Consider the following 23,368-nt stretch of genomic DNA (forward strand, 5'->3'; position numbering starts at 1 on the left):
TCAAGCCTTGGTTAGAACAGATATTCGAAGTTGCTTTTTCGCGCCGAATATGTTGTTCGCGTGTTTGAAGCACGAGAACATAACCGCGTTTGCCATCGACATCGACGGTTTGTCCGACGATTCTTCCCGGCATGTTTCTGACCAACGCTTTTTTTGCTGAGAATACGCCGAGGTAAGGACCGCCAAATGACTGATGAATACCCAGCGGCTGTCCTTCAGAAACGGCAATGTCAGCGCCCCATCCGCCCGGTGATTTCAGAATTCCCAGCGATATCGGATCGACGAAGAGAACGAACATCGCATTCTTTTCATGAATCTTACCGGAAATACCCGTAAGGTCTTCGATCGACCCCAAAAAGTTCGGCGATTGAACCAGTACTGCCGCTATTTGTTCATCGATCAATTCCGGCAGAGTCGAAAAATCGGTCTGACCGTTCTTCTCCGGCAATAAAATGACTTCGATATTGCGATTGGGCAGATAGGTTTTCAACACCTTCATTGTTCCGGGATTGATGAGTGGCGAAACCAACACTTTATCTTTTTTAGTAATGCCGCAGCTCATAATAGCCGCTTCCGCCAGCGCGGTCGCACCATCATACATCGAAGCGTTCGCAACTTCCATATCCATCAAGTGACAGGTGAGTGATTGGTATTCATAAATGGATTGGAGCGTTCCTTGACTGACTTCTGCCTGGTACGGTGTGTAAGCGGTATAAAATTCAGATCGACCGATCAGAAAATCGACGACGGCAGGAATGAAATGATCGTAGGCACCGCCGCCCAGAAACGAAACCGTACCTTCCGTATTACGATTCTGGTTGGCAAGGTTTTGAAGATGGCGGCTCGCTTCGAGTTCAGAGAGCGGTTCCGGTAAATGAATACGGCACTTTTCCAAAAATGTTTTGGGAATGTCCACCAAAAGGTCTTCAAAACGCTGGACGCCGATAGCGTCGAGCAGTTCTTTTTCAACCTCTGGCGTGTTGGGAATTGTGTGCATAAATCAACCGATCAGTTTTGAATATTCTTCGGATGTCAACATGCTTTTTGTTTCAGACGGATCGGAAATTTTAATCCGAGCAATCCAGCCTTCGCCGTAGGGATCTTTATTGACCAGTTCTGCGGCATCTTTCAAGGCTTCGTTGATTTCGATGATCTCACCGGAAAGCGGCGAATAAATATCGGCAACGGTTTTGACGGCTTCGATAGTTCCGATTGAATCGCCTTTGGAAACCGGATCTCCGACAACGGGTAATTCAATATAGACAATATCTCCTAACTCATGTTGCGCATATTCTGTGATTCCGACTTTTGCCTCATCGCCAGAGATTAGCGCCCATTCATGGTCTTTTGTAAATAATAAATCTGACGGCACATTCATAATTTTCCTCCTCTGAGAAGATTAATAATGGAAAGTATCGAGAAAACCGGTGGTAAATTTACCTTCCCGGAACGACTTATCGCGCAGGATTGCCTGATGAAAAGGAACGGTTGTTGAAACTCCTTCAATAATCATTTCTTCCAATGCGCGTTCCATTCTGGCTAGCGACTCCTCGCGATTCTTACCATGCACAATTAATTTAGCCAATAGCGAATCATAGTTGAAAGGAATTTTATATCCGGCATAGACGTGCGTATCGACGCGAATCCCCGGGCCGCCAGACGCATGAAACGCGGTAATTACTCCAGGTGTTGGCAAGAAATTACGGCGCGGGTCTTCGGCGTTTATTCGGCATTCAATCGCGTGCCCGCGGAGTTTGAATTTTTTCAGCCATTTCGGCAATTTATTATTGTCAGCCAACAGGATTTGTTCTTTCAGCAAATCGATGCCGGTTACCATTTCCGTCACTGGATGCTCAACCTGAATCCGCGTGTTCATTTCCATAAAATAGAATTTACGATCGCTACTCATGAGAAATTCGATCGTTCCGGCGCTGGAATAACCAACCGCATTGGCAATTTTCACAGCGTACTTCCCGATTTTTTCACGAAGTTCGGGCGTCATGGCAGGCGATGGAGATTCCTCGATCAATTTCTGATGACGCCGCTGAATGGAGCATTCGCGCTCGCCCAGATAAGCGACTTCACCAAAATTATCGCCGATAATCTGTACCTCGATGTGCCGTGCGTTCTCAATGAGTTTTTCAACATATAAATCCGGACTACCGAATGCAATCCGCGATTCTTCCTGTGCCGTGAGAAAAGCATTTTCCAGATCGGTGTCGGCTCGAACAATCCGCATACCTCTTCCGCCACCGCCTGCGGCCGCTTTTAAGATTACCGGATATCCGATGTTTTGAACAATTTTATGGAGATCGGCAAAGTTCGTCACGACATCGTCGCTTCCCGGGATGATCGGCACACCAGCGCGCTTGACGGTTTTTCTGGCAACTGCTTTATTGCCCATCATGCGAATGACGCTCGATTTCGGCCCGATGAAAGTAATCTCGTTATCTTCGCATATCTGCGCAAAGTCGGCGTTCTCTGACAGAAATCCATACCCCGGATGAATCGCGTCCGCATTGGTCAATTCCGAAGCGCTGATGATCTGCGAAGTTTTAAGATAACTGTTTTTACTATCAGCGGGACCGATGCAGACCGCTTCGTCTGCAAACCGTACATGCAGAGAAAGCGCGTCGGCTGTCGAATAAACGGCAACCGTCGGGATATTCAATTCCTTGCATGCGCGGATGATCCGAAGTGCAATTTCGCCTCTGTTCGCTATCAGGACTTTTTTAATCAAATCTACCAGCCGGATTGTGTAGCGTTATGATTTTTCGATGACGAAAAGCGTCTGATTATATTCGACCGGCTTACCATTTTCGACAAGTATTTTTTCGATTTTACCGGAAACTTCTGCCTCAATCACGTTCATGATTTTCATCGCTTCAATAATACAAAGCGGTTGTCCAACCTTGATCATGTCGCCGACCTTGACATACGGTTCTGCTCCCGTAGCCGGTGCGCTGTAAAAAGTCCCAACAATCGGCGATTTGACTTCAATGCCTTTTTCGTTGATCTCTTCCGTCACGGCAGATTGAGATTCAAACGGAGGCGTATAATCGACGTAAGTCGATTGTTTCGGTTTCTGAAAATTCCGAACGGTGGAAGGATTAAATTCTTGAAGCGGATGACCAGATTTGCCTTTGACAAGCCGGATTTTGGAATTCCATTTGGAATATTCGATCTCATCGAGATCGTAGGTTTCGAGAATTTTGATCATCTCAAATATTTTAGATGTTTTCATCAACGCTCCTTCAGATTATTTGACGCGTTCAACATAACCTCCGGTTCGGGTGTCGATTCGAATTGTATCGCCTTCATTCAGAAAGAGCGGGACAGCAACCTTTGCGCCCGTTTCCAGCGTGGCAACCTTCGTCGCCCCGGTGACAGTGTCACCTTTCAGCCCTGGCTCTGTTCCGATCACTTTTAAATTGACAAATAGCGGAATTTCGACATCGACCGGTGTTTCATCGTGGTACAAGACATGGATAATCTCATTTTCTTTGATGAATTTAGCCGCTTTCTCGAACAGGTCTTCATGAAAAGGATATTGCTCGAAGGTTTCAACATCCATCAAAATGTAGTTCGATCCGTCACGATACAAATATTGCATGTCTCTGGATTCTAAACGAACAATATCGATCTTCTCTCCCGAACGATAGGTATTTTCAACGACCAAACCTGTTTTGACATTTTTGAATTTTGTCCAAACACGCGCGCCGCCACGCCCCAACTTGATATGCTGAAACTCAACAACTTTTAATAAATTCCCTTCTGAATTAATGACGATTCCATTTTTAATATCTGCTGTAGTAGCCAAGAAAAACTCCCTATTCTAAAAACATCATAAAGCGGTCAGCAATTTACACGCTATCCGCTTTAGAATCAATTGATTTTCGCCACCAACCGATCCAAGTCATTTTATGAAGATCATCTCATGCCGGAAAAATCCATCACGCGCTCTAATCTGAAAAATCTCCTCGCAAATAATAACTAAATATTTTAAGTTTCGGTGTGATATTTGTGTCGATGTCAAACGGGTTGGAGTTGTGGCGCCACATCGGTTGGTTGATTGGTTTTCTGCCTATTTTTATGTATGCAGAGATTCATTACCGCCTTCCTTTCTTCAAGGGATTTTTATATCGCAAACAGCCTGAAATTATCTTCGATGCGCCGCACCGGATCGAATCTGACAGTTTACCCGTTTTACTAATGATTAAAGATGCTAACTGGTTTCCGGTAAAATTGCTTAGCGTTACTGTAAAAATCAAATCGCCGATCTCCGGAAAGATACTATCAGAAAAATCTTGTGACGAGATCATCGATATTTCTCAAAAATGGTTCGTCAAATTTTACAATTTGGATGTTCATTCATGGAAAGACGAGCGGATTTTCATCGAGTGTCAGGCAACTGTACAGATTCGGAATCGGGTGATTACGGTGAAAAATGACAACTATCGAACCGCTTCGCACGCCGACTTTTCGATTTTTATCGACTCCGAACCGCTTCCATCTCCGAAAGATTGGATATGGGGCGATCTACACTGTCACTCTTCATGGACAGAAGATCAGGTAGAATTTGGGGTTCCGGCGGAAGCTATCGAACCCATTGCTTCATCGATGGGAATTTCGTTTTGTACTTTAGTGGAACATTCGTACGATCTGGATGATTTGGACGGCACGTGGACTAAACGCGATCCCAATCTTCCAAAGTGGAAAATTTCACGCGAGACCATTCGGAATTTGAACATCCAATATCCAAATTTCCGAATCATCCCCGGCGAAGAAGTCTCGACCGATAATGGTATCGGAAAAAACGTTCACATGGTGGTTTTGAATGACGACCAGTATTACCCGGGCGAAGGAGACGCTCTGGAAAAATCTCTCGCAAAAGCATCCGAACTCTATTATGGAAAAATCCTGGAATCTGTGCCGGAAAAGGCGCTCGTCTTTGCCGCGCACCCGTATGCTGATCCACCCTTTTTCCACAAACTTGGACTCAAACGAGGCTCATGGAATTACTGGGATAGCCATCGGAAACTCGGCGGTTTACAGTTCATGAACGGAATCATGGAGAATGAATATGAGCGAGGAAAACGTGAATGGATCCGACAATTATTGCGCGGCCGGCATTCGTATGTTTATGCTGGAAACGATTCGCACGGAAACTTCAACCGTTACCGACAGATTTATATGCCAATGTTTTGTTTAAATGAAAAACCCACTCAAAAATTCGGCGAGCACCGAACGGGTCTCAAAGCCGCGGCAACAGAAGACGCAGACAGCCTAACGGCTAAGCTGAAAACCGGACAAGTCATTTCAACCAATGGTCCTTTTGCTAATATTTCCATTCAAAATGAGAATAAACGGGAATTTTACATCGGCGAAAATGTCGTGAAACCACAATCCATTTCGGTTCAGGCAATTTCTTCGCGTTACTTCGGAAATCTTCGACAGATTCGTTTATATCTCGGCGATCTCGACCACAGACAGGAAGTCCTTTACCGAACCATTTCTTCTCTCTCCTCCTTCAGCAGAAAAACAGTTTCCATTCCGGTTGAAAATCTGCCAACAAGCGGGTATTTCCGCGCCGAAGTCGAAACCAATCAGAATAAAATCGCTTTGACTAATCCGATCTGGTTCACTCAGCACGAAATAACATAGATTTGAATGTCCAATTTTTCATCAACAGAAGAGACTCCAATGAATGGTCTTCTTAATCACTTGGCTACAGCCACACACGATATTTCAAAAAAACTCGGCGGAAATAAAATTCAAATTTTCCTTAATTAAATGATATCTATGGAAAAAGATTTTGACCTGATCATTTTCGACTTGGATGGTACACTATATCCAGTCAACCCGGGCATTGACTCCGTTTACCCAAAAATTGCCATCCGATTTGCCGCTCAGGCGACCGGAAAAAGTGAAATGGAAGCCCAGACGGCTTTCATGAAAAAAAAAGAACAACTTGCAAAAATTATCAATGGCAGACCGACAAACACGCTGACATTGATTTATTTTTACGACGTGGATATGATGGAATATGAAAATGAGATCAACCGCGAACTTGATATCGAGTCTATCCTTACGCGAGACGAACGGTTGATCCGAATGCTGAAATCCGTTTCTTACCATTATCCAATACTCCTGTTCACCGGCAATAATGAGAAAGTTACCACGCGAATTCTAAACGCGCTGGGAATCACGGACTTTTTCCCCGAAAACCGTCGATACACATTCACCGACATTATGCGATTGCCGATTTCGGTCCGCGAAAAACTCAACTATATTAAACCAGCATTAAACGGATTCAAATCGGTTCTAAATCTGGCTAATGTCCATCCCGGAAAAGCATTGATGGTTGGAGATTCCGAAATCACAGATATTCTTCCTGCCCAAAAAATCGGCATCCAAACTTATCACGTTTCAACTCATGAGTCACTTTATGGGTTGCCCGAATGGCTGGGCATTGAACAAACCGAAGCGTAAAAATCCAAAATGACACGCGTCTTTCCTATTAAAAAACTTGTTATTGCTAATTTGATTGTTTTCCTATATTTTTGATTTGCTATGGATAAGAACTCCAAAGAGTTATTCGAAGTCAGCGTTTCAGAAACTAAGACGCGGGTTTTGGCGACGACGATTTCGGGAATTTCCGTCGAGATAGTCGAACATCTCGGTGAAACCGATTATCCAAAAATAATCAAGATATCCGAAACATTGGTTGATAACTTCGGGCAGAATGCGCGTTTTAACCGAAATTCAATCAAAAAATATTTCAACTATCCAAAAACATTGCCATTCATCGTCAAAATTCGCGATCAGATCGAAGGATTCATCATCGGCGTTCCGCTGGAATATTTTGAAGAGGAAGAATGGGCAAAATACGACGAGAACCTTGGGAAAAAGAATACGATCTACACATACGCTTTTATCGTTCGGAAAGAACATCGTCAGTTCGGACTTAGCAAGATGCTCAAGCGCGTTTATCAAAGTACGTTAAAGCGAAAAAACTTCGAGTTTATTTCGGGACACGTGATGGAAGGTGTCGCCTCACAATTCACAAAATCCAGTCAGGTTGTACGTAAGTTCGCCAACTGGAACAGTACAGGTTATACCTTTGAATATTATCGTTGTCCGCTAAAATAATCCGAGAGCGGTTGACGGTCGCAAAGTTGCAACCGATCCGCATCGGAAATCATCTACTTATCCGTCGTCAATAATACAGTAAACTTAAACGAGAAAGAGGATTGAAAGCCGCCATCCGGCTGTTCTCTGCCGCTTGAACTGCCTCGCATGCCACTGCGGCCTCCTTGTCCATCCATCATTCCACCCTCTGATGGCGGTTCGCCGCCGTCAAATCCACCTCTACCACCGCCTTGAGATCCTTTGCCCATTCCTCCTTTAGAATGTCCCATCAATTTTTCGGCTTTTTCTGTTTTCAGCGTAATATTTAAAGGATTCTTCGGAGATAGCGGTTCGGTTTTCAGTTGTTGGGCAATCATTTTCAGCGGAATTTGAATTTCGTACCCGAACTTTTGCCGATCCCGACTGATCTTAACGGAAAGTCCCTGTTTATTGATCAATGGCAGGATTCTCTCGTCATCCGTTCCGGATCCAATGACAATCATTTCAGTTTGAATATCATCCACCATATTTGATAGATTTTCTTGTTGTCCTGTTCGTCTTCCGGGCATTGAGCCAGATTTCCCGAACGATCTCTCTCCCATTTCCACACCCGTTAGATTCTTTGCTAATGGAAATTTGATTCCAAAAACCCGTCCTTTCGAGCCTCTTTGCTGAATTGTCAAGGACAGTCCCTGCATCATGATTTGTCTTTCAAGATCGCGGTCTGAGCAAGTCATATAAAGGTAAAGATTACTTGAATCATTAGCGACGCCGTAGCCGAATTTCATCTTTTCGTTCCACTTGATGCTGTTCTGCCATTCGTCTCCTTTCCCATCAACGACAATCTTTTTATCGCTCCAGAATTTTGATGTTACAGATTCTTTACATCCATTCAACAACGTTGTCACAAAAGCCAAGCAGGAAATTAAAAGAAACATGTTTTTTTTCATTTTCGCACCTTTTAAATACATTTTTATGTAGCATGAGGGCAACCAGAAGTTGCCCTCTTTTCTCGGAGTATACACGGAGGTGTACGGTTTTAATTCTAGTTTTTCTCAGACTTTTTTGCTAAAAAACAAGTATTAGACAGCCTAACTTTTTATTTTATTCCGCCTATATTTTATATTGGCGCGGATAAAATATTATTCACCAAATGGCGGAGGCGGTGGAGGACCCGGACGACGATCGATTGGTCTTGGCGGTCGATGACGTATTTGTTCCATTCGATGTTCAAAACGTTTCATCTGATCCGGAGTGAGAACTTTGGAAAGTTCAAGATTCAGCGAATCGAGACTTACAACGAAAATACGAATTTGTTCGTCGCTAAACTTCTGAATCCATCTCGAATGTTTCTTCAAAATCAAGTGAATCTGATCCTTTTGTTCGGGTCTGGGATCAATTATCCGTTCCATTTCGGATACAAATCCTCTACCGCGCCGGAACTCCGCCACTTTTCGCTCATGATGAAAACGCAAGTAACTGGAAACTCCGACAGATCCAATTACAATCCCAATGATCAGAACGCCGATCAGTATCAGAGTAGTTTTCGTTGTTAGTTTCATAATTTTCACTCCATTGTAAAATAATTGATAGGGTCAATCATCTCGTCCATCGAAATTTCATGAATGCCAATGGCAGAAGATAGATTCGTTTGGGTAGATGTGCTGACATTGAAAGCGAGAATCAATACAACCATCGCAGAGGCGATCACTGCGACCCTCCGGAACGCTGTTAAAAAGCCACTCAAAAAAAGATTGATGCTTTCTTTCTGATTCGACAGCACCCGAATCCGATTCATTGTCCGATCGACAAACCACGGGCTGAATGATATAGACTTTCTGATTGGCGCCCGTCGATAAATAGATTCAAGACTTTTTCTCTCTTCGATTAACTCGGGATGCTCTTTGAGCGCCGCTTCCAACAGTCTTTTCTCTCGGAGTTCTAAATCCCGATCGAAAGATTGAAACAACAATTCTTGTGCACGAATTTTTCTCATAAATTCTCCTGATAAGGTTTAAGAATTTTCAGCAGTTGCTTTTTTGCACGCGAAAATCTGGACAACACTGTTCCAATCGGTATTTGAAGTATTTCGGCTGTTTCTTCCGTTGAACACTCGTCCATCATTCGTAGAACCAACGCAGATTGAAGTTTGGGTTCCAATTGACTAATCGCCCAGTAAATAACGTCACGCGTTTCCTCGATTTCGATACGATTCCGGTTTTCATATAAACTTTCGGAAACTTCGGGATCATCGATAGAGGTATCACGCGAAGATTTCCGCTGACGGCGTTTCAATTCGTTCAGTGAAAGATTTATGGCTATTCGGGTTAAATAAGTTCCTACAGACGCTTCTCCACGAAAATTATTTAAATTGTTATAGAACCTGATAAAAGTTTCCTGACCGACATCTTCTGCTTCGGGGCATCTGCCCAGCATTCCAACGACTGTTCCTGCAATTTTCGATTCGTACCGATGTATGATCTCTGCAAATGCGTCTGAATTTCCTGTCAAACATGCCTGTATTGCCTCATTATCGTTCAAACTTTTGATTTCTCCGATTCTATTTCATCCATGTCTTAGACATTTGCACCGACAAATATATTCCGCTTTCCCAATCTGTTCATCATTTTTTTTCAAATCAACCATCAAGCCGGAATAAAAGCCACTTTTGGATTGTCTATTGCATGAATTTGAAAAATGAAGAACCGATAAGATAAAAGGAAAAGATAATGAAAAAGAAAAAATGGATAATACCAATAGCCGTTCTGATAATTGGACTTGTCTGCTGGTTCGTTTTATCCCGTGAAAAGGAGAAATCCGAATCGCAATTTACCTACGCCAAGATCACTCGCGGAAATGTGGAAAATACCGTTTCGGCAACCGGAACGATCAAAGCCCGCGGAACCGTTGAAGTCGGCACACAGGTCTCTGGCATCATCGACCATTTGTTCGTTGATTTCAACGACAATGTGAAGAAAAATCAGGTGTTGGCAGTTCTTGATACGACGAAATTGGCGTTGGCTGTCCGTCAGGCTGAATCCGACCTCCAGCGCGTGCAGGCGCAATACGATCAGACCATATATGAATACGACCGGAACACCGATCTATATCAGCAAAAATTAATTTCCGAACAGGATATTATCCAATCGAAGACGGATAAAAAAACGACGGATGCATCACTGAAAACCGCCAAAATTGCACTGGATAGAGCCGTAAAAGAACTCAAATACGCCTACGTCAAATCTCCCATCGATGGAAAAGTAATATATCGGAACGTCGAGGAAGGACAGACCGTAGCGGCGAGTTTTACCACGCCGACAATGTTCACAATCGCCGAAGATTTAACTAAAATGGAAATTCGCGCGCTCGTTGATGAGAGCGATATTGGCTCCATCAAAGTTGGGATGAAGGCGCGATTTACCGTTCAGAGTTATCCCAACGAGACTTTCACGGGAGTTGTCCGCCAAATCTGGCTTCAGCCGGAAACAGTCTCGAACGTCGTCAATTATACGGTCGTTCTAGACGCGACGAACGAAAAGAACCTTCTGCTTCCCGGAATGACGGCAACGATTGACTTTTTGATTGAACACAAGGAGAACATCCTGCTGGTTCCGAATCTGGCGCTGAAAATACAGCCAACGGATGAAATGATGGCGTCTCTCCGAAAAAACATGCCGAAACGGAGACCGCCTCATCCAGATTCTTTGGCGGTAAAACAATTCGCATCTTACGGCAATCGGATAGCGTCGAAATCCACCAACGGACAAAATCAGCGGTCATCTACAAACTCTATTCCAGAAAATATTGGAAGAGTTTGGTTTTTAGATAACGGCGGAGAACTTCAGTTAGAAATGATTCGCACCGGCATTACTGACGGAAAATACACCGAGGTTGTCAACTCGCACCGGCTTTCCGAAGGAATGCAGATTATCGCCAGCGTAACATCACCCGACGGATCCGTGAAATCGTCCAACGCAAATAATTCACGACAGGGCGGGCCTGGCTTTGGACCGCATCCATTTTAACGATCACGATACTTTAATCAAAAAGATCGACAGGAGTAAAAATTAAAATGGAAAATAACGAAAACGTCATCGTCACGAACAATCTGACTAAAGTCTATCAAATGGGCGACGTCCGCATTCATGCGCTCAAAGGAATTAATTTAACGGTTCGGCGTGGCGAGTTTATCGCCATTATGGGCGCTTCCGGGTCAGGAAAATCGACACTTATGAACATGCTGGGTTGTTTGGATCAACCAACATCAGGCGATTATTTTTTAGATGGAGAAAATGTCAATTCGCTCGACCGAAACGAGTACGCAGAAATTCGTAATCAAAAAATCGGTTTTGTCTTCCAGGGATTCAATCTACTCGCCAGAACGACAGCATTGGAAAATGTCGAGTTGCCGCTAATGTATGACCGGCACAATCGGATCCAAGAGCCGCAGAAGGCGGCAAAAAGCGCGCTTGAGCGTGTCGGTCTCGCGGATCGAATGAACCATCTTCCTAATCAACTGTCCGGCGGACAACAACAGCGTGTCGCCATTGCCAGAGCATTGGTCACTCAGCCGGCGATCCTGATGGCCGACGAACCGACGGGAAATCTGGATAGTCTGAATTCAATTGAAATTTTCGGACTGTTTCAAACACTCAATCAGGAAGGAATTACGATTGTAATGGTCACCCATGAACGCGATTTTGCTGATTACGCCACTCGCATCGTTGAAATGCGCGACGGTCGCATTCGCAAGGACTGGATCATCCAAAGTCGCCGAAATGCGCAAGCGGATCTGACTCAATATAAAGCAAACGGATCCGAGACGGAGGATGTTTATGAACAGAATTTATAATCTGATAAAAGTCGCGATGAAAAGCATCGTGAAAAACCGGATGCGGAGCCTGCTGACCTCTTTGGGAATAATCATTGGCGTCAGCGCCGTGATTGTCATGGTGGCAGTCGGCCAAGGATCACAGGAAAAAATCGCCGAACAGGTTGCGTCGCTTGGCACGAATCTGATCGTCATTTTTCCAGGCATAAGTAAATCGGGCGGTGTCAGCCAGGGCGCAGGCAGTTTCAACCGGTTCACATTAAAGGACGCCGAGAAAATTGCCGAACAGGCTACACTCGTGAAAGACGTGTCACCAATCGTCCGAAGCGGCGGCCAGGTAATCGGCGGCGGAACGAACTGGAGCACAACCATCAACGGCGTATCGCCCCAGTATTTCGATCTCCGTGAGTGGGGTCTGGAATACGGCGAGATTTTTACCGAAAGAGATGTCCAGGTTTGTAAAAAGGTCGCAATCCTTGGTAAGACGATAGCAGACGAACTTTTTCCAGGACAAGATCCGACTGGCGAAACCATTCGTATCCGAAACACACCTTTCACGGTAATTGGTGTATTAAAAGCAAAAGGCAAAAACGCGATGGGTAACGATCAAGACGACATTATCTTTGCGCCATCAACTACAGTCTTGTACCGTCTCAAGGGACGACAATTTATCGATATGATCAACGCCGGAGCGGTTTCCACTGATAAAATGGATGCGGCGCAGGCGGAAATCCGAAGCATTCTTCGGGAAGCTCATAAACTCGATGAAGGCGACGACGACGATTTCACCATCACCAACCAGACCGAAATTACCGATATGGCATCTCAGACTTCCCGCACGATGACGCTTCTGTTAGGAGCAGTAGCGGGAGTTTCGCTAATCGTCGGCGGCATCGGGATCATGAATATTATGCTCGTTTCCGTTACCGAGCGCACGCGGGAGATCGGAATTCGTCTTTCCATTGGAGCGCGAGCCAGTGACATTTTAGTCCAATTCCTGTCGGAATCAGTCGTTCTGAGCCTGTTTGGCGGAATCATCGGCATTCTGCTCGCATTATTGATCTCTGGAATTCTAAATAATTTTACAGAATTGCGAACCGTTATCAAACCGTTTATCGTTATTCTCGCATTTGCGTTTTCGGGTTCAGTCGGCATTTTCTTTGGATTTTACCCCGCTCGCAAAGCCGCTAACTTGAGTCCGATCGACGCATTGCGTTACGAATAATTCAAAGAGGAACTCATGAAAAGATACCTATTTTTTATCTCGATTTTATTTCTATCAATAACAACAATACAAGCCGAATCGCTGACTCTACAGCAGGCAATCGACGAGGCGTTGCATAACAATCCATCGATTCGCGAAAGTTTGATCTCCGTTCGGCAATCGCAGATCGAAACCGGACAAGCCTACTCGTCGCTTTTTCCTTCGGTAAGCGCTTCCGCTTCCGGAAATGGGCAGAAAAATTCATCTCAGAATTCATGGAGTTCGAGATGGAGTATGAGTGGCGGCGTCAACCAGTCGATTTATCAGCCCGGCCTTCTGACGAACATCAAAATATCTAAAATTCAGGAATGTATCGCCAAAACGAATTCGGATGATCTCGCATCTCAGGTCAGACAAGAGATCGAATCCGCTTATTATGGCATTCTCAGTTCCGATGCGTTAAAGGCGGTTTATGAGGAAAATATTCTCGCCGCTGACGAAAATATCCGTAAAATTCAGGCAATGTATAAGTTGGGTATTAAAACGGAATCCGATGTTCTGAAATCGGAAGTTCAGAAAGGCGAAGTTGAAAGTCTGCTTGTAAACGAGCAAATGAATCATACCAATCAGCAACGGAATCTGCTTACATTGCTGGGACGCGAGCCAAACACTGAAATTGCACTTGAAAAAGTCGATGTGGAAGTCATCGTGGTTCCCGATTTAAAAACCGCTGAAAATACAATGCTTGGAAAAAACCGGGATATCCTAACACTCACACAGAACCGGAAAGTCAAACAATTGAACGTTCAGATTTCACGTGAATCCTTTCTGCCATCGATCTCGGCAAATTATTCCATCGGAAAAAGCGGATCCGGCAGTACATCGTCCAACTTGTCTAATTCAATCGGTATTTCCGCTAACATCCCGATTTTCGACGGATTCAACAAGCGAAAAGATGTTCGGAAAAGCAAATTAGATGTGGATAAAATCGATCTTGAAATCACACAATTAAAGCAAGACCTCCGGAAAATACTGGCTTCTTATTACTCCAGCCTGGAAACATATAATTCGTTGATTTCCATTCAGGAAAAAAATCTCTCGTCCGCCCAAAAAGACCTCGATCTGGTCACGCGCCAGTACGAACTTGGACTCGTCACGATATTGGATCAGATGAACGCGCAGACGTCGGTTTTGAGGGCTAAAAGCAATTTAGTTAAACTAAAATATTCCCGGAAGATCACCGAATCTCAGATCGTTCAATTAATCGGTGGTTAAGCCCACCGCGCGATTATTCACTCCCAAAAGTCACGATGAAGAAAAGCGCTTCGGCGGTTCCATCCAATGTCGGTTCATTGGTCGAATAGTCGCCGACGTCATCATGATACACGACCAGATCGGACTGGAATTTTGCATACGGGTCGGGGTTGACCAATCGAATTCCTGCAAGGCTATTGTAAATTGAAGCATAAACCGGTCCATCGTTCATCGCGCCGGTAATCCTTCGATTTAAACCAGTCATCACAGAATGCGGATAGCGCGGCGTGTTGCCCTCTTTTTCCGGAATATCTACAAACTGACTGACGCCCCATGGATTTCTGCCGAGAAGCCAGTCGCGATGCGCGGACATAACGGGACGGAATTGCTTATCGCCAGTCATTTTTTCATAGAGGATACATTGCGTCACAAACGCCGCCGCCAGATGATTGCTACACCAGATAAAAGGCATTCCGACGAGATATGGATTCGATTGCGCGTGTTTTAAAACCGCCTCGATTCCAGAACGGTAATAGCCGATGAGCGTATCGCGGAACGACGGTTCAACAACTTCAAAAAGCGCGTAATGTCCCATATTCATAAACGGGTAAAATTCGTAATGTCGAGCTGTGTCGGAACCCATCCATGACGTTGATTGGATCATCTTCGCGAAAATCTTGGCTTCATCTAAATACTTCTGCTGGTCGGTTAACTTAAACAGTTCCGTCGCGCCCCACTCCATATCGTCCGCCCATGTATTCTCGTAATATCGGTACGGTTGTGTGCAGGGCGTTCCTTCCTGACAGCCGGGTTGTTTTAGACCCATTTTATAAACTTCGATGCCGGCTTTCAAACACCGCTCGGCATAATTCAAATCTTTCAAGTCATTTTTCCAAATATCGTAAGCCATTGCCATCGCCGCGGCGTATCGTCCGGCGAGATTTGCAATTCCAGTCGAAGTATTTTGGAATTTCCTCAATCCTTGCGGTTTTCCTGTCGCGTAGTAAACTGGTCTATATCCACCTTTTCCCCAACCGTAATCGGCAGTATCCAAATAAGGAAGTTTGAACCCGATATGATCCCTGTCGTCACCAACCTGATGAAAGAGTTGATCGGGTTTCGGGTGCATTTTCAGCATCCAGTCGAGTCCCCATTTCGCTTCATCTAAAACATCCGGAATACCATTCGGTCCGGCATGACCCCATTCATCGACTACATCCGTAAATTTCGTTTTGTTTTGCTTATAGGCAAACAACAGACGACAAACCGTATTTCCTGAAGTCAATAAATATCGTAAATAATCCCCCGCATCATGCCAGCCGCCACTCGCGTCGATGTACGTGCTGTCCGGCATCGGTCCATACATCGTTCGCCCGTCTTTTTGATGGCAAACTTGATCGAGCACCGGATTGTAACCGCAACGTTGTTGGGTAATATATCGGACAATGAATTCCTGATAACCGTCATAGGCATTCTTCCCAATCGTAAATGGCAAAGAAACCGCATGGACAGTTTTTAACTGGATTTTATATCTACCGGGAACCTGAAAAGCGGAAAAATCCAAAAGAAAATGATATGAAAAATTCCCATATACTCCGACGCCCGCGCCAATTTTAGGTGATGACCAGACGATTTTTCCGGTAATCGCATCAATGAGATCGAATTTCTGATCGACTAACGGCGCTGTCGAAAAAGCAATGGCGACTTTCTCATCGTCGGGAAGATAACCAACCTGATTGGCTCGAATAAAAACTCCATTATCCGCGGCGATTAGGAATAATGACACGCACAACGTCGCAACCATAACCCGCATAAAAATCCAAATTCCATGTCGTTTCAAAGTTATCTCCGATTTCTTCTTCAATTTAATTTTTATTATTCGGGACTTTTCATATTTACCAAACCGACTTTCCGGATCACATCACGATAAGTCATCAAATGGTATTTCCCTGTCCAGAGTATGTTACGAAAGTCTGTAGACATCAAAGCATTTAATTCACCATTTCGATGGCGGCTCATATTTGAAAGTCCGAAGGAATTCATATCAATCATCGCATCCATTTCGGTGTTTTCGAGTCCGATGTGAAAAACAAGCAGGTTTAGACGACCGGTGGGAAGTCTTTTGACAATTGCGACCAGACTATCCGGTTTAACGGATGGGTTTAGCGCATAAATACTCGGCGCATCGACTTCTCCAAAATACCGCGATATGCCGAGTCGGTATTCTGCCGCTAATTTTTCGACAATTCTCCTGTATTCCGGCTTGCTGACCGCAGTACCCATGTGATAATCCACATAGTCGATTTTAAGCCCGGAAGCAATCCCGCGTTCGATTTGCGCTCGCAATTCTTTTTCAATTTCATCAATTTTCGGATGATTTCCCTCAAAAGAAGCACGTGACGGGAAAAAATATCCGCATGTATCCACCAAACTGGGCGCCGCACAAACGCCAACGACCGGTCCCCAGCGAAAATTTTTCCATTCAGCGTTCAGTGTTAAATGAATACCGACCGAAACTTCCGGATGCGCTTTGAGAATGTCCACCGCTTCCTGATACCACGGGCAGACGAACATTACCGACGTTGAAACCGGCAATCCGGATTCGATCACACGCTGGATCGCCACGTTGACGGTGTGCGTCATGCCGATATCATCGCATCGTAAAATCAACCCAACAGACGGATCATTGGGCATTGCTCCGTTTGCTCCCGAAAATCCCACAAAAATGACGAAAACACAAAAAGCGCCTACAATCCATAACAAGAGATAATCTTTTTTATCCATAACCCTCATTTCATTTTGAAGAACCGATTGGGGCTTTTCATGCAAAATTTACGACTTTCGTCGGAATTACCTCATCAATATCAACGAGAAAGTCCAATCGTAAAAGTATGAACTCCCTGAAAAATCCCGAAATCCTGATAGGCATAATCGACCCGGTATTTTACTCCGGAAAACGCTTGCCGGATTCCCAAACCGAAAGTCCAGCCACGCTCGTCGTAATTTGCCATATAACCGGTTCTCAGGATCAGCAAATTCTGAAACATATATTCGGCGCCGATTCTTATTTTTTCCCGATAATCGCGTGGGTGATTCGTTTCGAAACCAATCATCAATGAATGAACCGATTCATCCGGCAAAAAGAATGTCAGCGGTTTGATTCCAATGCTGAAACTTACGGAAAATGGCAAAGGAAATTTCTCTCGCTCATAGCGGACTTCGCGGGAAAAATTCTGGATGACCGCACCAAATCGAATGCCGTTCTTGAGAAAATCGTACGCGGTTCCGATATCAATGGCAGGTTCGTAGGCGGAATAATTCCTCTGCTTCATGACGAGATTTGAATCATCAACGTCGGTTCCATTGAGTCCGACCCACGCGCTGTTCAAGTCCTGAACCGCATATTTCACACGAACGCCATACGAGAAGCGGTCGCTGACTTTCTGGCTATAGGTTAAACCGACAGAATACGCGGTTGGAGAAAATGTATCCGTATCTTCAAATCCCTGATCGTTATTCGCGCGGCGCGTTCCCTGAAACTCGCCATAATCCATGCTGAGCAGGTCGATCGCAACGACGCCAAACTTACCAAAGTGAGCCGCACCGACAAATGAATTGTAATTGATGTCGGCGATGCCTTTCGTATAGTTCGCATTGAAATCGTATTTTCCTTCCATCCAGCCAAGTCCGGCAGGATTCCAAAAAACCGCATTGGAATTCCGAAAAGTGATCAATCCCAAACCGCCTCTCCCGATCGCTTCGGCGGAAACAGGATTTTCAAGAAAACGAAAACCAACTTGACCTTTTTTAACAAAGCCCGCTTGGCTGGTATCGATCCAAAATAAAACCGTCAAAAGCGCTAAAATCCAGGGCAAATATCTATACTTTTTCATAATCATTTCCTCCTATCGAACCAACACGAATTTGACATACTGGTCTGGAAGTTTCTTCCCGTCAACGGATTCTGCTTTGGTCACGACAAGAATATAAATACCGCTGGCCACATACTGATTGGAGTCCGTGCGCTGATCCCAGATTTCCTGATCGGTTCCAAAATGGTCGATTTCTGTTATAAAGTCACCCGTTTCGGTATAGACTTTTAAATTGCATATATAAGGCAGTTTAGCAAATAGGATTTGATTGATATTTCCGGGAAAGCCCAATCCGCCCGCGTTGACTGTCGCTGGATTTGGAACGACGCGCACCATATTGGAAACAGAAAGACCAGCCTTGAAGGGAATCGCTGGCAATGCGGAGCGGTTGACATAGCGCGAACTTTCCAGTTTCATATTCGGAATGATGTCGTCTGGGTTTTGAGTTCCATTATCCACGGCAGTAACTGCATAGTAATAACTGACTCCTCGTGTCACGTTTTTGTCAACATATGTTAGGACGTTCCGATCGGTTGTTTCATAGATTAATTTCCAAGTTTCGCCACTCTGCTTGTCTTCGGGATCGTTGGTCCAGGCGGCTCCCTTTTTCCGATAAACGCGCCAAGCATACCAATCATCTATACCGGTGTCCGGATCTCTGAAATACGACGCGCTTGGATAAGACCAGGAAATGTCAACTTTATCTGCATCGCTTGTCACGACCATATCCGGGGGCGGCGGCGGATCGGGAATATCAAATCCGCGATTCCAAGCCCAATTTGCCCGATCTATAGCCTGAAAAAGCGAGTCTTTTCCGGTCATAATAATTGCATTTTTCATGGAATCGGTGATGATGTTCGATTCGTCGGGTTGTTTCAACCACTGATAGCCGATCGTATCGGCGGCAGTCCATGAAATCGACCCCGTTCCGATGGCATAGACGGCGCAGATTGAATCGCACTCATCGGGATTCGACCGTTTTTCCAGTTCGTAAGGTCCGATAGTGATAAACCGCATCGGCCCTTTTTGGTAGGCACTTGCCGAAATCTCCCCTTCAGTTATTGGGTCCAGCGGAAATTTCCCCAGCGCATCGTGACCGATATAAGTGTCTCTCAATCCGAAGTCCCGACGCCCCCACAAATCATTTTCGATATCTGCGTGCGGCATCGAATACGGTTGAGTTAAATCATCATCAGTCGCTTCGAAGCTATTCTTTGCGGCATGAAGAAGAGCGAAGCCTGGAATTTGACACGACAGTAGATGACCCGACTTCCGATCGGGATCGCCGGTATCATCGGAACTCCCATTTGTATAGGACGAAGTACCCGGCGTTTTGTGATCCCAATAGTAGGCGACATACAGCGAATCGCGCCTGTTCCCGGGTAACAATGCCGAAGGTCTGGCAAACCAGCTGTCCAGGTCATCCTGTCCTTCAAATGCAAATCCGCCCATCGTTGCATATTCGCCCGCTTTGGATGGGCCAAAACTGAACGAGAGTGGCCACCAGATTCGCATCGTCTGATCGGGGAACACATCGCTGGAATCAGGGCTTTGCAAAGGCGTTTTGGTCTCGCCGGTAAATTTATAAGTTGCCTTCCAGATTAGATAGTTCTCGTGAAGCGGATGACTGAATCCGTACACTTCGATATGTGTCCGGATTCCCCAAAATGGAATAATGTCTTCCCAAACTGCACAGATGTCGGATTTCAGATCCGGATCCGTTTCCCATGTGTATTCCTGGCTTTGTGCGATGCCATCGACCGTGACATTTGGTGGACGATAGCGGCGGATTTCCTGAGAAAATACGTTTCTTCCATTACTGACGAACGTCTCCGGAATGATTTTTTTATCACCAAAATTATTGATAAAACCGTCATTGTCCGGGCAGATAGGGTTGAAAATCTGATACAACAGACGTGAATGCCATTCATCCTGAGGATACTGCCAAATTTCATTCGAAACATTTCCATTCGCCAGTACCCAGCTGTATTGGGTCGTGAATTGCCCTTCTCCGGATACTTTTTTCATATCCAGTTTAATGGCATTAACATCGATAAACATCGGACGTCCGGATTCCTTTCGTTGACCGAACGCTATTGGGATATTAATGAAAAGAAAAAGTACGACTAACCCCATGACTGCTGATTTTTTATTGACCCAATTCATTTCATTCTCCATTAATTCATCTGCATTGTCTAAGCCGCTCACGTTCATTAGAAATTCACTCTCAGACCAACCAGAATGCGTCTGGGATTCAAGAACAGCGGCGTTTGAAACCATCCGAGGTCTATATAATCTTTATCCCATTCGCCCCATTTATCATCTCCGTGCTGTTCTCCCGCTTCGAATGGAAAATGCAGAGACTCTTTGTACCGACTATACTGTGTCGTGGTAAATCCGCCGGTATAAAGTCGTTTTTCATTCAACAGATTTACGACGGTCACGACAAATTCCAGATTCACACCCGCTACCTGAAATGCCTTCGATGCGCGCAAATCGACATTGGAATAGTCCACGGCATCAACCTTTCGGGCAATGCCGGTTACAGGATCGGTGAGAATGGTTATCCTCCCGCCGTCCTTCCAATCGACCATAAAATTGAAAACAAACCCCGCCAATGGTCTAAAACCAAACAAATTTAATCCCCACTTCCTCGGCGTATGAAAGTTCACATTGAAATGCGCATTCGGTATAGGTTCTGTGACCGTCAGATTTGCAAGTCGTTCCTCATTGACAGCGAGAATTCTGTTTTCGTAGACGTAATCTAAACCATGCTGTCCCCAGCTCTGAAGCATGTATTCATAGTTTGCCCAGAACGTAAAAACCTGCCCAGCGTTTTCTCCAGCCGTACTTCAACACCACGAATATCCGAGTAAGCGTCCGGATAATAGCAAGCGACTTCGAATTCCTGCCAGTAGTCGATAAAATGGCGGCTAAGCGGATCGTTTTTCACGTCTTTGTAATACATGGTTGTATTGAAGAGGAAATCTCTCAGGAATCTCTGTTCGTAACCAAATTCATAAGCGACAGTCTTCCCCATTTCCAAATCAGTTGACGGAACAACGGCGCCCATTTGCGAAATTCCCAAATTGTAAAGGAATGTGATGTTCGGGCGCTGATAGAAATGTCCATAGTTGAAATACAACTTACTATTGATCGTTATCGGAAAAGAAACGCCGAGACGTGGAGACAGTTTCAATTGCTGTCTGACCTTTTCTGAAGGCCAACCCGGCGGATCGCCCAGCAATTCTCTAAATACCAGCCATCGTTCGTAACTTCCCCATTCGCCGGTTAAATAATCATAAACTTCCGAATAAAGTCCCTGATAATCTTCATCAAGCGGGAAACTGACTTTATAAGATGGCTTCTGCGGATTAAAATAATCAGCGCGAAGTCCGACGGAGGCAATCATTCCTTCAAATTCGAGTTTATCTTGCAGATAAAAGCCGGCATCGATCGGTGCAATCTTGTAGTATTGCCAAGCATCCGGAATGCCGGGCGTCCAGAGCTTTTCGGATTGATACCAAGTCCCGGAATAAACGAACGAATAGGAATATTTAAATGCGAACCCGGCTTCGATTTGATGAAACCTTCCGATCTGAGCCGTTAAATCTCCTCTGAGGTTAAACGTCCAAGAATAAGATGAATCGACTTGTTGTAGTCCACCATAAATTCTGAATAAATCATTAATATCCTGAAGCGTATTTGTCGAACTGTTCGGCGTACCAATGTTCGGAAACGTCAGCGCACGCCAACTTCGTCCTAATGTCGTATCCACCCAAACCCAATTATCCGCATCCGATGTGTCTGAAGAGTACGGCTGGATTTCGTTATCCTGATAAGTATATTGCGCTTCGAGCGTGAAGAATGCTCTTGGAGAAACCGTATGATTGAGTTTGACACCGCTCATTAACCAGCGTTGATCTAGATTTTGCAGACGGCTTTTGTTAAACATATTCACATAACCGTCGCCGCTTCCAAGTATCCGCGCCTGTTGTTCGACGGAACTTTGTGTATTGCTGAGAAAATTGAACCGGCTGGAATAATCGAGCAGAGCGCCACCCATCGACGTCGGACGACCGCCTGTATTCGTTTCAACCTTTGCATAAAGCGCATTTGTTGAAATTTTCGTTTTCGGCGAAATTACCGTCGTTATTTTCAACTGCCCGTTATAATCGACATATGCATCCCGGGGACCAATGGGAAACGCGAACTGAGTGTTTTCATATTTTCCGCCCAGCATGAATGTGGATTTTTCCAATACATTTCCGAGCAAAGGAATCCATCTTCCAGGAACCGGTCCGGTCATCGTACCTTCGACATACATATCCGGTTTGGTAGCAAATTTGTAAAGTGGATGTTGTGTTTCCCAGAGTTTACGTTTTTGTTCGGCGGTCAACTTCTTTGTTCGTGGAATAATGAGTCCGATTTTTTCGTAATTCTTGGTACCTTCCAATTTATTATTCCAGCCCTTAAACGTCCAGAAGTCTTCCGGCACGCCTTCAGGGATCAACGAATCGATAGGTTGGCCTTTATTATCCATCGCAAATCCGTCGTAACAAACAGTCTTTGTTTTTCCGTCGCGCGGATCAACATACTTGTACGTCGTATCGGTAAAAACCTTGTAAATCCAGGAATCTTTACTCCACTGGTTAGTTCCGAAGAATTTATAATCATTTGTCGTCGTATTGTCTATTTTCAGCGAGACACTGATCTTGTCGCGGCTTCCATCTTTGGTGACAACATTGACCAAACCAGAACGAAAACCGCCGTACTTCGCTTCGAACCCGCCGGTCAATACCTGCAATTCGGCGACTGATGTTGAATTCAAAGAAAGATAGGAGTTTTCCGATCTCGGATCTCTGGCAGAAATACCGTCAATGCGAACGTCCGTTTCGCGCACGTCCCCTCCACGCACACTCAATCCGTTACCATCATTGTCGGAGACGAGTTCGACGCCCTTGATTTTGCCAACGAATTCATCAACGCGTAAAATTGGCGATTCAGTCAGTCGATCGACATTGATGACTTCCTGCGTTCCGGAAACGTCAGGTTTGATCACTTCTCGCTGGGCAA

22 protein-coding genes are annotated in these 23,368 nt (G+C 44.9%); 7 read left to right on the forward strand and 15 right to left on the reverse strand.

Translation table 11 applies throughout. The features are described from left to right. The 5 genes from COT43_09065 to efp all read right to left on the reverse strand — a co-directional run. Window positions 1–997 (reverse strand): aminomethyl-transferring glycine dehydrogenase (locus tag COT43_09065; protein ID PIS27656.1); only part of this gene is annotated, 997 nt, incomplete at its 3' end. A 3-nt stretch (window positions 998–1,000) separates the two neighbouring features. Beyond that, entirely contained in the window at window positions 1,001–1,378 is a 378-nt protein-coding gene (gcvH, locus tag COT43_09070) for a glycine cleavage system protein H (GenBank protein PIS27657.1), read from the reverse strand. A 21-nt stretch (window positions 1,379–1,399) separates the two neighbouring features. Then, entirely contained in the window at window positions 1,400–2,740 is a 1,341-nt protein-coding gene (accC, locus tag COT43_09075; protein ID PIS27658.1) for an acetyl-CoA carboxylase biotin carboxylase subunit, read from the reverse strand. Between the two features lie 24 nt (window positions 2,741–2,764). After that, the gene (gene accB, locus COT43_09080; GenBank protein PIS27659.1) at window positions 2,765–3,244 is read right to left on the reverse strand and encodes an acetyl-CoA carboxylase, biotin carboxyl carrier protein; all 480 of its coding nucleotides are present in this window, start codon (window positions 3,242–3,244) and stop codon (window positions 2,765–2,767) included. Between the two features lie 15 nt (window positions 3,245–3,259). After that, entirely contained in the window at window positions 3,260–3,820 is a 561-nt protein-coding gene (gene efp / locus COT43_09085; protein ID PIS27660.1) for an elongation factor P, read from the reverse strand. Window positions 3,821–4,029: 209 nt separating this feature from the next. On the opposite strand from efp, the gene COT43_09090 reads away from it, so the two are divergent. The 3 genes from COT43_09090 to COT43_09100 all read left to right on the forward strand — a co-directional run bounded on the left by COT43_09090 (window position 4,030) and on the right by COT43_09100 (window position 7,152). After that, window positions 4,030–5,664, forward strand: a complete 1,635-nt coding sequence (locus COT43_09090) for a hypothetical protein (protein ID PIS27661.1) — start codon at window positions 4,030–4,032, stop codon at window positions 5,662–5,664. Between the two features lie 129 nt (window positions 5,665–5,793). Further along, window positions 5,794–6,492 (forward strand): hypothetical protein, encoded by a 699-nt coding sequence (locus COT43_09095; protein PIS27662.1) that lies wholly within the window; start codon window positions 5,794–5,796, stop codon window positions 6,490–6,492. An 81-nt stretch (window positions 6,493–6,573) separates the two neighbouring features. Beyond that, a complete protein-coding gene (locus tag COT43_09100) occupies window positions 6,574–7,152 on the forward strand; it encodes a hypothetical protein (protein ID PIS27663.1) in 579 nt (192 codons plus the stop codon). Window positions 7,153–7,205: 53 nt separating this feature from the next. Here COT43_09100 and COT43_09105 read toward each other — a convergent pair whose 3' ends face one another. The 4 genes from COT43_09105 to COT43_09120 all read right to left on the reverse strand — a co-directional run bounded on the left by COT43_09105 (window position 7,206) and on the right by COT43_09120 (window position 9,690). Then, window positions 7,206–8,102 (reverse strand): hypothetical protein, encoded by an 897-nt coding sequence (locus COT43_09105; protein ID PIS27664.1) that lies wholly within the window; start codon window positions 8,100–8,102, stop codon window positions 7,206–7,208. A gap of 171 nt (window positions 8,103–8,273) precedes the next feature. Further along, a complete protein-coding gene (locus tag COT43_09110; protein PIS27665.1) occupies window positions 8,274–8,693 on the reverse strand; it encodes a hypothetical protein in 420 nt (139 codons plus the stop codon). 5 nt (window positions 8,694–8,698) lie between these two features. Further along, window positions 8,699–9,127, reverse strand: a complete 429-nt coding sequence (locus COT43_09115) for a hypothetical protein (GenBank protein PIS27666.1) — start codon at window positions 9,125–9,127, stop codon at window positions 8,699–8,701. Further along, window positions 9,124–9,690, reverse strand: coding sequence for an RNA polymerase subunit sigma-24 (locus COT43_09120; GenBank protein ID PIS27667.1), 567 nt, complete (start codon window positions 9,688–9,690; stop codon window positions 9,124–9,126). The genes COT43_09115 and COT43_09120 overlap by 4 nt, the downstream gene beginning before the upstream one ends. Window positions 9,691–9,860: 170 nt before the next feature. Here COT43_09120 and COT43_09125 point away from each other — a divergent pair, with 170 nt between their 5' ends. Genes COT43_09125 through COT43_09140 form a run of 4 tightly spaced genes read left to right on the forward strand, consistent with a single transcriptional unit; the run spans window position 9,861 to window position 14,441 of the window. Next, complete coding sequence (locus COT43_09125; GenBank protein ID PIS27668.1) at window positions 9,861–11,156, forward strand: efflux RND transporter periplasmic adaptor subunit; 1,296 nt, start codon at window positions 9,861–9,863, stop codon at window positions 11,154–11,156. A 47-nt stretch (window positions 11,157–11,203) separates the two neighbouring features. Next, window positions 11,204–11,983, forward strand: coding sequence for a macrolide ABC transporter ATP-binding protein (locus COT43_09130; GenBank protein PIS27669.1), 780 nt, complete (start codon window positions 11,204–11,206; stop codon window positions 11,981–11,983). Further along, window positions 11,967–13,187: a multidrug ABC transporter substrate-binding protein gene (locus COT43_09135; GenBank protein PIS27670.1), complete on the forward strand. Its 1,221-nt coding sequence runs from the start codon at window positions 11,967–11,969 to the stop codon at window positions 13,185–13,187. The genes COT43_09130 and COT43_09135 overlap by 17 nt, the downstream gene beginning before the upstream one ends. Before the next feature lie 15 nt (window positions 13,188–13,202). Beyond that, a complete protein-coding gene (locus COT43_09140; GenBank protein PIS27671.1) occupies window positions 13,203–14,441 on the forward strand; it encodes a hypothetical protein in 1,239 nt (412 codons plus the stop codon). Between the two features lie 13 nt (window positions 14,442–14,454). Here the strand turns inward: COT43_09140 and COT43_09145 are convergent, their stop codons facing one another. From COT43_09145 to COT43_09170, 6 genes are all read right to left on the reverse strand, one after another. Continuing rightward, a complete protein-coding gene (locus COT43_09145) occupies window positions 14,455–16,233 on the reverse strand; it encodes a glycoside hydrolase family 9 (protein PIS27718.1) in 1,779 nt (592 codons plus the stop codon). A 62-nt stretch (window positions 16,234–16,295) separates the two neighbouring features. Continuing rightward, window positions 16,296–17,204, reverse strand: coding sequence for a hypothetical protein (locus tag COT43_09150; protein ID PIS27672.1), 909 nt, complete (start codon window positions 17,202–17,204; stop codon window positions 16,296–16,298). Window positions 17,205–17,284: 80 nt separating this feature from the next. Next, window positions 17,285–18,313 carry a hypothetical protein gene (locus COT43_09155; GenBank protein PIS27673.1) on the reverse strand — a complete coding sequence of 343 codons (1,029 nt, stop codon included), beginning with the start codon at window positions 18,311–18,313 and terminating at the stop codon, window positions 17,285–17,287. A gap of 12 nt (window positions 18,314–18,325) precedes the next feature. Beyond that, a complete protein-coding gene (locus COT43_09160; GenBank protein ID PIS27674.1) occupies window positions 18,326–20,506 on the reverse strand; it encodes a hypothetical protein in 2,181 nt (726 codons plus the stop codon). Continuing rightward, entirely contained in the window at window positions 20,506–21,087 is a 582-nt protein-coding gene (locus COT43_09165; GenBank protein ID PIS27675.1) for a hypothetical protein, read from the reverse strand. The genes COT43_09160 and COT43_09165 overlap by 1 nt, the downstream gene beginning before the upstream one ends. Continuing rightward, window positions 21,057–23,354, reverse strand: a complete 2,298-nt coding sequence (locus tag COT43_09170) for a hypothetical protein (protein PIS27676.1) — start codon at window positions 23,352–23,354, stop codon at window positions 21,057–21,059. Before COT43_09170 ends, COT43_09165 begins: the two co-directional genes overlap by 31 nt. Between the last annotated feature and the right edge of the window lie 14 nt (window positions 23,355–23,368).

The sequence above is a fragment of the Candidatus Marinimicrobia bacterium CG08_land_8_20_14_0_20_45_22 genome, assembly GCA_002774355.1.
Taxonomy (GTDB): Bacteria; Fidelibacterota; UBA2242; order UBA2242; family UBA2242; genus 0-14-0-20-45-22.